Consider the following 12820-nt stretch of genomic DNA (forward strand, 5'->3'; position numbering starts at 1 on the left):
CGGCGGCTGGCCGATCTCGACCCCGGCAACGCCGATTGGCAACGCGACCTCGCCGCCACCTGCGAGCACCTGGCTGGGCTGGAAGCAGCCCGGGGCAAACCGCAAGCTGCGGTAGCGCTCTGCGAAGAAGCGAGCCAGATCCTCGCCGCGCTGACGGCAACCCTTCCGGAAACGCACCCTTGGCGGTCTGACAAGGAAAGGGTTGATCTTTGGCTGGCGCACTACCGCGCCCTGGTGGCTGGCGACAACAGCGGCTGACGCGCGCTCAGGGCGCTCGGGCGAGGAGCGTTTCGACGTGCCGGGCGAGCGCGACCAGGCGGGCGGCGAGTTCGTCTTCGAGCTGGCGGGCGGTGACGGCGAAAGCAGGCCCGCCGATCGAGAGGACGAGGAGTTCGTTGCCTTCGGCCAGATGCAGCGGCGTTGCCGCGGCGTTGGTGTCCTTCTTCCATTCACCGAGCGACAGGCAGTAGCCGTGCTCGGCGTAGCGGCGCAGTTCGCGTTCCAGCGCCGCTGCCTGCGCCGGCCACGCTGCGCCTTCGCGCGCTGCGAGTTGGCCGGTCAGGAAAGTGCGTTCGGCCGCCGGCAGCCCGGCGAGAAAGGCGCGGCCGACCGAGGTCGTCGCCAAGGGCAACTGCGTGCCGACGCTGACGCGCAGGGTGACGCTGGCAGCGCTGCGGCAGTTCTCGAGGTAGATCATCGCTAGGCGATCGCGCGTCGCCAGCGACACCAGCGTCTGCGTCGCATCGGCCAGCGCCTGCATCTGCGGGCGGGCGAGTTCGCGCAGGCGCAGGTTGGCGAGCGCCGCGTAGCCGAGCGCCAGCACCGCCGGGCCGACGCCGTAGGCGCGGCCGCTGCGGCGCAGGTAGCCGAGCTCGACGAGCGTTCGCGTCAGCCGCGAGACGGTCGATTTGGCCAGACCGCTGCGCTGCGTCAGCTCCGCGTTCGAGAGCACCGGCTCCTGCGGCGTGAAGCAGCGCAGCAGCTCGAGTCCGCGCGCCAACGCGGCGACGCCCGCCGTTCCGCGCTGGTTCGCACTATCGTTTTCGCTTGTTTGTTCCATCTTGCGGAACCTAGCACAGCTTTCTTCCATCAGACAAGACGTTTTCTTGACACGTCCTGTCCCCTATGGGATATTCCGGCCGGCTGGCAGCACCCTCTTCCGCACTGCTGAACACCGAAAGGAAAACGCATGGCCGGAACTTCTTTTCGCTGGGACGACCCGCTGCTGCTCGACGAGCAGCTCAGCACCGACGAACGCCTGCTGCGCGACGCGGCGCGCGACTACTGTCAGGGCCGGCTCGCACCGCGCATCCTCGACGCCTTTCGCCACGAGCGCAGCGATCCGGCGATCTTTCGCGAGCTGGGTGAGATGGGAATGCTCGGTCCGACGATTCCGGCCGAGTATGGCGGCGCCGGGCTGAGCTACGTCGCCTACGGCCTGATCGCGCGCGAGGTTGAGCGGGTGGATTCGGGCTTTCGCTCGATGATGAGCGTGCAGAGTTCGCTCGTCATGTTGCCGATCTTCACCTTCGGCACCGAGGAGCAGAGGCGCCGCTTCCTGCCCAGGCTGGCGAGCGGCGAGTCGATCGGTTGTTTCGGGCTGACCGAAGCGAACCACGGCTCCGACCCGGGCAGCCTGCAGACGCGGGCGCGCAGTGTGGCCGGCGGCCATGCGCTTTCCGGCGCCAAGACCTGGATCACCAACTCGCCGTTCGCCGATGTCTTCGTCGTCTGGGCGAAGGACGATGCCGGTGCGATTCGCGGCTTCGTGCTCGAAAAGGGCATGCCCGGCCTCTCGGCGCCGCCGATCCACGGCAAGATGGGATTGCGCGCTTCGCTCACCGGCGAGATCGTCATGGACGAGGTGTTCGTTCCGCAGGAAAACGCGTTCCCGAGCGTGCGCGGCCTCAAGGGTCCGTTCACCTGCCTCGACTCGGCGCGCTACGGCATTGCCTGGGGGGCGCTCGGCGCGGCCGAGGATTGCTGGTTCCGGGCGCGTCGCTACGTGCTCGAGCGCACGCAGTTCGGTCGCCCGCTGGCGGCCAACCAGCTTGTCCAGAAGAAACTGGCCGACATGCAGACGGAAATCGCGCTCGGCCTGCAGGGCTGCCTGCGCCTCGGTCGCCTGAAGGACGAAGGCCGCGCGACGCCGGAGATGACCTCGATCCTGAAGCGCAATTCCTGCGGCAAGGCGCTGGAAATCGCCCGTCTGGCGCGCGACATGCACGGCGGCAACGGCATTTCGGACGAGTACGGCGTCGTCCGCCACATGCTCAACCTGGAGGTGGTGAACACCTACGAGGGAACGCACGACATCCACGCATTGATTCTCGGTCGCGCGCAGACCGGGCTGGCCGCTTTCTGATCGCCGGCCGCGATGGGAGCGCTCGCCCACCTGAAGGTGCTCGATCTGTCGCGCGTGCTCGCCGGTCCGTGGGCCAGTCAGTTGCTCGCCGACCTCGGCGCCGAGGTGATCAAGATCGAACGTCCGGGGAGCGGCGACGACACGCGCCATTGGGGTCCGCCCTGGTTGCCCGACGGGACAGGCGCGCCGACCAGCGATGCCGCGTATTTTCTCTGCGCCAACCGCAACAAGCGCTCGCTCACCGTGGACATGACGAAGCCCGCCGGTCAGGCAATCCTGCGCGAGCTGGCGGCCGACGTCGATGTCGTGCTGGAGAATTTCAAGGTCGGCGGCCTGCTGCCTTACGGTCTCGATTACGCCTCGCTGGCGGCGCTCAATCCTAAGCTGGTGTACTGCTCGATCACCGGCTTCGGCCAGGACGGTCCGTACGCGCCGCGCGCCGGCTATGATTTTCTGATCCAGGGAATGGGCGGCCTGATGAGCATTACCGGCCGCGCCGACGGCGAAGAAGGGGCCGGCCCGCAGAAGGTCGGCGTCGCGCTGACCGACATTCTCACCGGGCTCTACGCGTGCAGCGCCGTGCTCGCGGCGCTCGCGCATCGCGATCGCGACGGTTTTCGCAGCGGCGACGGGCAGCATATCGACCTCGCGCTGCTCGATGTGCAGATTGCCTGCCTGGCCAACCAGGCGGCCAATTACCTGGTCTCCGGCCAATCGCCGCAGCGGCTCGGCAACGCGCATCCGAACATCGTTCCATACGAAGATTTTCCGACGGCCGACGGCCGCATGATCCTGGCCATCGGCAACGACGGACAGTTCGCGCGCTTCGCGGCGCTCGCCGGGCACGCCGAATGGGCGCGCGATGCGCGTTACGCCGACAACGCCGCGCGCGTGCAGCACCGCGACAGCCTGCTGCCGCTGCTGCGTCAGGTCACCGCGACGAAGACGACCAGCGAGTGGATCGCCCTGCTCGAAGCGGCGGCCGTTCCCTGCGGGCCGATCAACGAGATTGGCGCCGTTTTTGCCGACCCGCAGGTTCGCCATCGCGGCCTGCGCGTCGACCTGCCGCACGCCGCCGGTGGCAGCGCGCCGACGGTGGCCAATCCGATCCGCTTTTCGCAGACCCCGGTCGACTATCGCTTTGCCCCGCCGACGCTTGGCCAGGACAGCGAGGCGATCCTGCGTGCGCTGGGCCGTTCCGGCGAAGAGATTGCCCGACTCCGGCGGGAAGGAGTGGTCTGAGCGCAACGGCCGCCAGACGCGGCAGCGAAATACCCTGAAACCACGAGGAGACACCAATGAAGAAAAATACGCCCGGTCGCCGCTTTGCCCGAGTTGTCGTCGGCGCAACGCTGGTTTTCGCCGGCGCCAGCGCCGGCGCTGCAGAGTTCATCAATGTCCTGACCGGCGGCACCAGCGGCGTTTATTACCCGCTCGGCGTCGCGCTGTCGCAGATTTACGGCAAGGCGCTGCCGGAAGCGAAGTCGTCGGTGCAGGCGACCAAGGCAAGCGCCGAGAACCTCAACCTGCTGCAGTCCGGACGCGGCGAGGTCGGTTTCTCGCTCGGCGATTCGGTTGCCGAGGCGTGGAAAGGCAACGAGGAAGCCGGCTTCAAGGCGCCGTTGAAGAAGCTGCGCACGCTCGCCGCGATCTACCCGAACTACATCCAGATCGTCGCCAACGCCGATTCGGGAATCCGCACGCTGGCCGACCTGAAAGGCAAGCGGGTTGCCGTCGGCGCGCCGAAGAGCGGCACCGAGCTGAACGCACGCGACATCTTCAAGGCGGCCGGCATGAGCTACAAGGATCTGGCCAAGGTCGAGTACCTGCCGTTTGGCGAATCGGTCGAACTGATCAAGAACCGCCAGCTTGACGCGACGCTGATCTCGGCCGGCCTGGGCGTTGCCGCGGTGCGCGACCTCGCCAGTTCGATCAAGATCGTCGTCGTGCCGATCCCGGCCGAAGTGGTGACGAAGATTGGCGAGGCGGCGTATCAGGTCGGCACGGTGCCGGCCAATACGTACAACGGGCAGGCGGTCGGCGTACCGACCGTCGCCGTACAGAACTTCCTGATCACGCACGAAGGCGTGCCGGTCGACACGGTCTACCGGATGACCAAGGCGATGTTCGACAACCTCGAGCAGATGGTCACCGCGCATACCGCCGCGCGCGCCATCCGCAAGCAGGACGCCGCCAAGGCGCCGCCGGTGCCGCTGCATCCGGGCGCCGAGAAGTATTACCGCGAAGCAGGCCTGATCAAGTAGCGCCGCCGACCCGGTGCCCGCCAGCGGGCGCCGGAGCGGCGCAGGCACGAGGAGGACGCGCATGGGCGACCATTCGGTGGCACCCGACCACGGCCAGGAGGAATTCTCCGAGCACGGCGTGCAGCGCCGGCTTGGCGGGACATCGCTACACGTGTTGACCGGCGTTGCGCTGGCCTTTTCGACGTATCAGTTGATCGTCGCCGCGTTTCATCCGCTGTCCAGCCTGATCACACGCTCGCTGCACGTCGGCTTTCTGCTCGCGCTGACCTTCATTCTGTTTCCCGCTTTCCGGCACGGCGCGCGGCTGTCGCGCGTCAGCCCCGGCGACTGGCTGCTCGCCGCCGGCTGTTTCGTCCTGTCGACCTACCATTGGGTGTACGAAGCCGATCTGATCCAGCGCTCAGGCGATCCGAGCTTCGCCGACCTCGCCGTCGGCACCGCCTTGGTCGTCTTCGTCTTCGAAGCCTCGCGCCGCATCCTCGGCCTCGCCTTGCCCATCGTCTGCGGGCTATTCCTGCTCTACGGCCTGTTCGGCCAGTACCTGCCGTCGGCGATCGCCCACCGCGGCTACGGCTTCGATCAACTGATCAACCAGTTGGCGCTCGGAACCGAAGGCATCTTCGGGATTCCGACGCTGGTTTCGGCGACCTACATCTTTCTCTTCATCCTCTTCGGCGCTTTTCTCGAACACGCCGGAATGATCCGTCTGTTCAACTCGATCGCGCTCGGTTTCGTTGGCCACAGCCAGGGCGGGCCGGCCAAGGTGGCGGTCGTTTCCTCCGGGCTGATGGGGACGATTTCCGGCTCGGGCGTCGCCAACGTGCTGACCACCGGCCAGTTTACGATCCCGCTGATGAAGCGCTTCGGCTACTCGGGCGTCTTCGCCGGAGCGGTCGAGGCGACATCGTCGATGGGCGGCCAGATCATGCCGCCGGTGATGGGCGCCGTCGCCTTCATCATGGCCGAGAATCTCAACCTGCCCTACGCCGAGATCGTCAAGGCGGCGGCGATTCCCGCCATCCTCTATTACCTGACGGCGTTCTGGATGGTTCATCTCGAAGCCGGCAAGAAGGGACTTACCGGGCTGCCGAAGGTTGAATGCCCGAACCCCTGGCGCGCGATGCGCGACGACTGGCATCTCGTGCTGCCGCTGGCGGTGCTCGTCTGGATGCTGTTCAACGGCTTTACGCCGATGTTCGCCGGGATGACCGGACTGGCGCTCACCGCCGTGCTGATCCTCGGCGCCGCGGTCGCTGCGCGCGTTTCGGCGAGCGCTTTTCGCTACGTCTTCTGGCTCGCCCTCGGCCTCGCCGCCGCCGTCCTCGTCCGCCAGATGGAGCAGTGGGGAATCGTCCCGCTGTTACTGCTGATCGGCGCCCTGGTCGGCCTCAGCTTCGTTCTCAAGGGCGGCCGGCGGACGCTGCACACGATGAAGATGGGCCTGGTCGACGGCGCTCGCCAGGCGCTGCCCGTCGGCGTCGCCTGCGCCGTGGTCGGCGTGATCATCGGCGTGCTGACCTTGACCGGCGCCGCGTCCACCTTCGCCGGCTTCATTCTCTCGGTCGGCGAAGCGAGCGTCTTCCTCTCGCTGCTCCTCACCATGCTGGTCTGCCTGGTGCTCGGCATGGGCATCCCGACGATTCCGAACTACATCATCACCAGTTCGATCGCCGCGCCGGCGCTGTTCAAGCTCGGCGTGCCGCTGATCGTCAGCCACATGTTCGTCTTCTACTTCGGCATCATGGCCGACCTGACGCCGCCGGTGGCGCTGGCGGCTTTCGCGGCAGCCAGCATCTCGAAGGAATCGCCGATGAAAACCGGCCTGAAAGCGGTCCAGATCGCCATCGCCGGCTTCGTCGTTCCGTTCATGGCGATCTACGATAACGCCCTGATGCTGCAGGGCGATCCGACCTGGCTGGCGGTCGCCTACATCGTCGGCAAGGCCGTCGTCGCCATCGTCCTCTGGGGCGCCGCCGCGATCGGCCATCTGCGCGCGCCGCTCAACGCCGCCGAACGCCTTTTCGCCGCTGCCGCCGCGTTCATGCTGGTCGCCGCGATTCCGCTCACCGACGAGATCGGCTTCGCGATGAGCGCCGCTTTTGCCCTCTGGCACGGGCTGCGCACGCGCCGAGCGGCACCCGCCTGATGCTCTGCCTGACCGCCGGCGCGCTCAGCGCGCTGCTCGCAGCGGACGCGTTCACGCTGGCGTGGACGCACTCGATCGAACAGGTCCGTTGGGAGGAAGACTGGCGCGTCGTCGGCGACCGCCTGGTGCTCGAGGCGGCGCGCATCCGCGGCACCGGCGCCGGCATGGAAGCGCCGGCCGGCGCCCGTCTGCTCGCTGGCGTCTGGCACTACCGCCCGCACCTGCCGCCGCAGAGCGTGCTGCGCCTGACGCACTCGCCCCATGCCGCCGGCTACGAGATCTGCCGCAGCGGCTGCGCCGCGCTCGCCGCCCTGCTTCCCGGCCTGGCAAGCGAGGCGGTGATCGAGATCAGCCCCTGCCGATGACCGACGAAATGCTGCTCGACGCCGCGCAAGCCGCGCTGCGCGGGCTCGCCGATCCGGCAAAAGCAGCCGCCATGGCCGCCTACATGAAGCATCGCTTTGCCTTTCTCGGTGTGCAGACGCCGCTTCGCCGCCAGGCGACGCGCAGCCTGATCCGCAGCTTCGCCGGTGATCCGCTCGCCGCCGCCGGCCTGCTCTGGCGGCTCGACGAGCGCGAGTTCCAGTACCTGGCCTGCGACCTTCTCGCCCACCACACAGCGCGGCTCGGCACCGAAGGGCTCGACGGTGTGCTCGAACTCGCGGTCCGCAAGTCGTGGTGGGACACGGTCGATTCCCTGGCCCACGTCGTCGGCGACCTCGTCCGGCGCGAGCGCCGGCTCGTCGCGCGCATCGACCAACTGATCGAAGCGCCGGACTTCTGGCTGCGCCGCATCGCCTTGCTGCACCAGATCGGCTGGAAGGGCGACACCGACACGATGCGCCTGTTCGACTACTGTCTGCGCCAGGCCGGCGAGCGCGAGTTCTTCATCCGCAAAGCGATCGGCTGGGCGCTGCGCGATCTGGCCTGGCACGATGCGCAGGCCGTGCGCGACTTCCTGGCCAGCGCCGGCACCCGCCTGTCGCCACTCTCGCGCCGTGAGGCGGCCAGGAACCTCGATCGGTCGCGCTGAACGATCGGCGCCTACGTCCGTTCGCCCGGGGGATCGTCGCGCGCCGCTTGAACACACCAGAGCGGTCAATCAGCGACCGCCCGGCGACGGAGTATAATCCACGTCTGTCGCATCCCTTTCCATGCGGTCCGTGCTAAGGCAAGTCCTGGCGGACGCAACTGCTCTTGTGCGCGATGAACACCGTCCACCCCCTGCGTGACGCGCTGCACCACGAAGTACACGCGCGTCCTTACGAACGTCTCGCGGCGCCCTTGATCCTCTCCCGCGTCGGGCTGGTCGAAGCCGACGGCCGGCAGACGCGCGAACACCTGCGCGCGCTGCTGCGCGAGCGTCACCTGCCGTTGCCGGCCGAAGACGCCAATCATCTGAGCCTCGATCTCGGCGGCATCAAGCTGCGCTGGGAGCAGCACACCGAGTTCTACACCTGCACCTTCTGGCAACCGCTGCCGTCGGGCGCGGCCGACTTCTCGCGGACGGATCTCGCCGACCTGCCGCCCGCCTGGCTCGCCGGACTGCCGGGCAAGTGGCTGATCGGCCTGCACGTCCTGGTCCTGCCGCGCGACGACGCAGACGACAACGAGCTGCCCCTGATCGTCCGCCGCTATCTCGCCGAAGACAGCCGCGTCGGCTGCGCAGCGATCGACGATGCGGCCAGGATCTACACCGACTTCCGCCTGCGCGAAGACGGTTTCGGCCGCTTCGTCATCGTCGCCGACCCGACGATGTCGCCGCGTCGGCTGGGGCGTATCGTGCAGCGCGTGGTAGAAATCGAGACCTACCGCATGATGGCGCTGCTCGGCATGCCGGTGGCGCGCCAGGTGAACGCGGCGCTCGCCGGTGCGGAAAACAATCTGGCTGCGCTCGCCGCACGCATCGGCAGCGCCGACGCCGAAGAAGAGCCGGAACTGCTGCACCAGCTCACCGAGCTGGCGGCCAATGTCGAAGGGCTGTACGCGCGCACGCATGCGCGCTTCTCGGCCAGCGGCGCGTATTTCGAGCTCGTCCAGCGGCGCATCGACGAACTGCGCGAAGTGCGCACCGCCAACCTGCAGACGCTACGCGAATTCATGGATCGCCGCCTGCTGCCGGCGCTGCAGACCTGCGCCTGGGCGGCGCGTCGCCAGCAGGCGCTCTCCGAACGGATCTCGCGCGTTTCGAACCTGCTGCGCACGCGCGTCGAGATCGAAACGCAGCAGAGCAGCGCCGGCCTGCTCGAGGCGATGAACCGCCGCCAGACGGCGCAGTTCCTGTTGCAGAGCGCCGTCGAAGGTCTCTCGGTGGCGGCCGTCACCTACTACGGCTCCGGCCTGGTCGGCTATCTCGCCAAAGGCGCGAAAGCCGCCGGCCTCTTCGCCATCGCCCCGGACATCGCCGTCGCGGCAAGCATTCCGCTCATCGCCGCGCTGGTCTGGTTCGGCGTCCGTCGTCTACATCAGCGCGTGCAGACGGTGACGGCGGCGGCACCGTAGCCCGGCCGACGAACCGTTTCGTCGCGGATTCCCTTGTCGACGCGTTTGGCGAAGCTGTCGCCATGAAGCCACGCGCGAAAATCAGCTCGACGACTGCGCACAGCGCGTGGTGCACGACGCGGTCGCGAAACGGCGCGGTCGAAACGGCGCGTGTTTTCGGATCGAGGATTTCGATCGTCTTGCAGCCACCCGACCGCCGTGTTGCGCCGAGCAGCTCGCGTTCGAGGCGCAGGATCTCGCGCTCTCGCAGCCTGTCGGACGCTTGATCTGGTACGACTAAAGGATACTTTGTCGGCAGCAGGGTCAAGGTCCGACAGGCTGGCAGACCGCGCCGTCGAGGAAGTCGAGCAAGCGATCGAAGCGCATCTCATGGATTTCGCCGAAGAGCCATGCACCGAGTTCTGGATCGAGTGCGGCGATCCGGTTGGCCAACTCGGCGACGCTCTGCCGGTCCAGGCACAATGCGGCATCGTGGAGTTGGCGCCGCAAGAGTTCGGGCAGGGCAAGCAAGCGTTCGGGGCCAACGGTCGGCAACGATGAAGGCGCGTTGCTCTGCGGGACTTCATCGACGTATACGAACTGAAGCCCCAGATGGCGGCCCATCATCTCCAGCAACTCGTTGGCCCCAAACGGCTTGCGCAGGAAATCATCGCAACCGGACGCCAGAACCTGCTCCCGCTCTTCAGCGAAGGCGCTGGCGGAAACGGCCAGCAGCCTGGTACGCCCGTCGGGTTCCTCGGCGCGAATGCGACGGGCAACCGCGTGGCCGTCCAGTCCCGGCATCCGCAGGTCCAGCCAGAGCAAGTCAGGCCGCCAGATCCGCCACTGTTCCAGCGCCGCTTCGCCGTCCGCCGCCTCGGCCAGCTCGAAGCCCAGCGGTTCCAGGATCTGAACCAGCAAGCGGCGGTTGAACTCCTGATCGTCCACCACGAGCACGCGGTGGCGAGGCTGGTCGGGCGCCAGTCCGGCGATGATCCGCTCGACTACCGGGGGGGCTTCGTCACTGGCCACCAGCTCCAGCACCAGCTCGAAGGCAAACTGGCTGCCGCGGCCGAGTTCGCTCTCGACATCTATCTCGCCACCCAGCAGACGCACATACTCCCGGCTGATGGCCAGCCCAAGACCAGTGCCGCCCTGGGTCTTCAGGCCGGTGCGGGTCTGAGCGAACGGTCGAAACAGCCACGCCCGCTCGTCGGGAGCAATCCCCGGGCCGGTGTCGGTGACGGCGAAGCGCAACCGGCAGAACCCGGTGCCATCCTTCGTTTCGGCCTCACGGGTGACAACGAGCTGAACCTCACCCTGGGCGGTGAACTTCAGCGCATTGCCCAACAGGTTGATCAGCACCTGACGTAGCTTGGCCTCATCGGTGCGCACGTAGCGCGGCGTCTCCGGTGGCCACTGGACGTGCAGCGACAGGCGCTTGTCGCTGGCCCGTTGCCCGAACAGCTCCCGCAGCCCCCGCAGCAATGCGTGCAAATCGCAGTCCGTCGGATGGTAGATGGCTCGTCCGGCTTCGATCTTCGACAAATCCAGCACCTCGTTGATCAGGTCCAGCAGATGCTCGCCGCTCTTATGGATGATATCCAGATGCTCACGCTGTTCCGCCGACGGACTGGTCTGACGGGCCCTGGCCGCGCGGCGCATCAGGTTGGAAAAACCGAGAATGGCGTTGAGTGGGGTGCGCAATTCGTGACTCATTGTGGCCAGAAACACACTCTTGGCGCGATTGGCCGCTTCGGCCGCGTCCTTGGCCGCCGCCAGATTCTCGTTGGATCGCGCCAGATCGGCGGTTCGATCCCGGACGCGCTGTTCGAGCGTCTCGAACGACACCTTGAGCTGCCTGGACATGTCATTGAACGATGCGGCCAGCTCCCCAATCGCATCCGAGCGGTCGATGGCGACTGGTTCGTTCCATTCGCCCCGGGCCATCCCCTTGGCAGCCGCATTGAGATGCATGATCGGCTGGACGATCCAGCGCGCCGTGAACGCGCCGGCGACGACCGCCCCGAGCAGCGCCAGAATCGCCAGGAGGACGCTGGAATGGGTACCCTGATTGATGCGCGCCATCAAATGCGCTTCCGGTACCAGGATGACGGTCAACCAATCGAGATTGCCACGCCGGATCGGGACGATCTGCAGAAAATAAGCCTGTTTCTCCCATTGAAACATGAACTGTCGGCTTTCGACGACGCGGTCAAGAGCACCCACCCGCTCGAGAACGGCTTTGGCGCTGGCGGCGGTCAAGGGGTTGCTACTGTCCACCGCAGCCAGACGTTTGTTGTCCTGCACTGCAGTCTCGGCATAGGTGGCAGCCACGCTGTGCCGGAAGGGTTCTTCGCCGGAGGAGGTAGCGACGAGCTTTCCCTCTTTGTCGATGACGAACACCTGGCCGTTGCGGCCGATCCGCAAGCGGGTCAGGAATTGGCCGAACGTGGTGAGAAAGGTGCTCGCCGCGGTCACGCCCAACACCTGCTGTCGATCATCGTAGATCGGCAGGAAGTTGATGATCATCAGGTCCGGGTCGCTCAGCCCTCTGGCCACGGACACGGCCAGAAACCAGAACGAACCCTGGTGGGCCTTGGCGCCGGTGTACCAGGGGTCGTGCGGCGGATCCTGGTGCGGGTCGTAGTTCTCGATCACGCCAGTCACTTCGCCACGCTCGCCCGTCGTCGTCAGGCGACGGCTGGTAAAAAGCTTCGTACCGCGGTCGAATTCGCGCAGAATCAGCGAGCTCGGATCGCGCTCCAGCGCCGTGAAATCCCGCCGCTCACTCGCCAGGGCGACGGTGTTCACATGCTGGTACTGCCCCAGTTGCTCGGAAAAGCGCTCGACGACGGCTGCACGGTTGCCTGGATCGAGCTTGCCGCCACGGACCAGCGCGGCATTGCCGCGGGTGATCTGCTCCAGGCTGTCAAGCAAACCGGACAGGTGCTGGTCGACGCGCTGCCCGACTTCCGCCATCAGTTGATTGGCCAGGTCGCCAATGGCTTCCTGTGCGTTCCTGAACGAGAGATAGCCGACCGTTCCCACCGCGCCGACGATCAGGAGCACGAATGGCACGGTGCTCATCAGCGGCAGGGCGTGTCGTCGGGCTCGATCGACCAAGTCGGCAAGCAAACGAGCGAGCCTCGTCGACTGCCTTGGCTTGTCCACCACTAAACCTCGCCCCACTGGTATCCGGAGACTTCCACGAGACTTGCCGCCAATCGATCAATATTTGAAAAGGATGAACCTGTCGACCGTCACCGATCCGAATCTGCGGTGAAGAGGAAAGCCAACGACCCGGTGTATATTAGCCCCAAGCAAAGGGAAGTCAATCTCGACCAAGTGCGCACCGCCAAGCTGCAGACGCTGCGCGAATTCATCGATCGCCGCCTGCTGCCGGCGCTGCAGACCTGCGCCTGGGCGGCGCGTCGCCAGCAGGCGCTCTCCGAACGGATCTCGCGCGTTTCGAACCTGCTGCGCACGCGCGTCGAGATCGAAACGCAGCAGAGCAGCGCCGGCCTGCTCGAGGCGATGAACCGCCGCCAGACGGCGCAGTTC

General features: G+C 66.7%; 12 protein-coding genes. 10 read left to right on the forward strand and 2 right to left on the reverse strand.

Annotation, left to right across the window (positions count from 1 at the left end; translation table 11 throughout):
* On the forward strand, positions 1-258 hold a 258-nt coding region (locus RKP46_RS11515; protein WP_311106770.1), incomplete at its 5' end, for a hypothetical protein.
* Between the two features lie 7 nt (positions 259-265).
* Here RKP46_RS11515 and RKP46_RS11520 read toward each other — a convergent pair.
* Positions 266-1060, reverse strand: coding sequence for an IclR family transcriptional regulator (locus RKP46_RS11520; RefSeq protein WP_311106771.1), 795 nt, complete (start codon positions 1058-1060; stop codon positions 266-268).
* A gap of 129 nt (positions 1061-1189) precedes the next feature.
* Between RKP46_RS11520 and RKP46_RS11525 the strand changes: the two genes are divergently transcribed.
* The 7 genes from RKP46_RS11525 (at position 1190) to RKP46_RS11555 (ending at position 9277) form a co-directional block, all read left to right on the forward strand.
* A complete protein-coding gene (locus RKP46_RS11525; RefSeq protein ID WP_311100440.1) occupies positions 1190-2365 on the forward strand; it encodes an acyl-CoA dehydrogenase in 1176 nt (391 codons plus the stop codon).
* Positions 2366-2377: 12 nt separating this feature from the next.
* Complete coding sequence (locus tag RKP46_RS11530) at positions 2378-3607, forward strand: CaiB/BaiF CoA-transferase family protein (protein WP_311106772.1); 1230 nt, start codon at positions 2378-2380, stop codon at positions 3605-3607.
* A gap of 56 nt (positions 3608-3663) precedes the next feature.
* Positions 3664-4629, forward strand: a complete 966-nt coding sequence (locus RKP46_RS11535) for a TAXI family TRAP transporter solute-binding subunit (RefSeq protein WP_311106773.1) — start codon at positions 3664-3666, stop codon at positions 4627-4629.
* A 61-nt stretch (positions 4630-4690) separates the two neighbouring features.
* Positions 4691-6775: a TRAP transporter permease gene (locus RKP46_RS11540; protein WP_311106774.1), complete on the forward strand. Its 2085-nt coding sequence runs from the start codon at positions 4691-4693 to the stop codon at positions 6773-6775.
* Positions 6775-7140 (forward strand): DUF1850 domain-containing protein, encoded by a 366-nt coding sequence (locus RKP46_RS11545; protein ID WP_311106775.1) that lies wholly within the window; start codon positions 6775-6777, stop codon positions 7138-7140. The genes RKP46_RS11540 and RKP46_RS11545 overlap by 1 nt, the downstream gene beginning before the upstream one ends.
* Positions 7137-7808, forward strand: coding sequence for a DNA alkylation repair protein (locus RKP46_RS11550; RefSeq protein ID WP_311106776.1), 672 nt, complete (start codon positions 7137-7139; stop codon positions 7806-7808). The genes RKP46_RS11545 and RKP46_RS11550 overlap by 4 nt, the downstream gene beginning before the upstream one ends.
* A gap of 173 nt (positions 7809-7981) precedes the next feature.
* Positions 7982-9277 (forward strand): DUF3422 domain-containing protein, encoded by a 1296-nt coding sequence (locus RKP46_RS11555; protein ID WP_311106777.1) that lies wholly within the window; start codon positions 7982-7984, stop codon positions 9275-9277.
* A gap of 303 nt (positions 9278-9580) precedes the next feature.
* Here RKP46_RS11555 and RKP46_RS11560 read toward each other — a convergent pair whose 3' ends face one another.
* Positions 9581-11917 (reverse strand): ATP-binding protein, encoded by a 2337-nt coding sequence (locus RKP46_RS11560; protein ID WP_409194130.1) that lies wholly within the window; start codon positions 11915-11917, stop codon positions 9581-9583.
* Here RKP46_RS11560 and RKP46_RS20210 point away from each other — a divergent pair.
* Positions 11879-12436, forward strand: coding sequence for a hypothetical protein (locus tag RKP46_RS20210; RefSeq protein ID WP_409194131.1), 558 nt, complete (start codon positions 11879-11881; stop codon positions 12434-12436). The two genes, RKP46_RS11560 and RKP46_RS20210, sit on opposite strands and share 39 nt — an antisense overlap.
* A gap of 102 nt (positions 12437-12538) precedes the next feature.
* On the forward strand, positions 12539-12820 hold a 282-nt coding region (locus tag RKP46_RS11565), incomplete at its 3' end, for a DUF3422 family protein (protein ID WP_409194132.1).

This window comes from Accumulibacter sp., assembly GCF_031732815.1.
In the GTDB taxonomy this organism is placed as follows: domain Bacteria; phylum Pseudomonadota; class Gammaproteobacteria; order Burkholderiales; family Rhodocyclaceae; genus Accumulibacter.

What these genes read in the sequence shown, in the direction of transcription:
- RKP46_RS11545 (WP_311106775.1), top strand. Translation starts at nt 6,775, where the DNA reads ATGCTCTGCCTGACCGCCGGCGCGCTCAGCGCGCTGCTCGCAGCGGAC.
- RKP46_RS11550 (WP_311106776.1), top strand. Translation starts at nt 7,137, where the DNA reads ATGACCGACGAAATGCTGCTCGACGCCGCGCAAGCCGCGCTGCGCGGG.
- RKP46_RS11555 (WP_311106777.1), top strand. Translation starts at nt 7,982, where the DNA reads ATGAACACCGTCCACCCCCTGCGTGACGCGCTGCACCACGAAGTACAC.
- RKP46_RS11520 (WP_311106771.1), bottom strand. Translation starts at nt 1,060, where the DNA reads ATGGAACAAACAAGCGAAAACGATAGTGCGAACCAGCGCGGAACGGCG.
- RKP46_RS11525 (WP_311100440.1), top strand. Translation starts at nt 1,190, where the DNA reads ATGGCCGGAACTTCTTTTCGCTGGGACGACCCGCTGCTGCTCGACGAG.
- RKP46_RS11540 (WP_311106774.1), top strand. Translation starts at nt 4,691, where the DNA reads ATGGGCGACCATTCGGTGGCACCCGACCACGGCCAGGAGGAATTCTCC.
- RKP46_RS11535 (WP_311106773.1), top strand. Translation starts at nt 3,664, where the DNA reads ATGAAGAAAAATACGCCCGGTCGCCGCTTTGCCCGAGTTGTCGTCGGC.
- RKP46_RS11530 (WP_311106772.1), top strand. Translation starts at nt 2,378, where the DNA reads ATGGGAGCGCTCGCCCACCTGAAGGTGCTCGATCTGTCGCGCGTGCTC.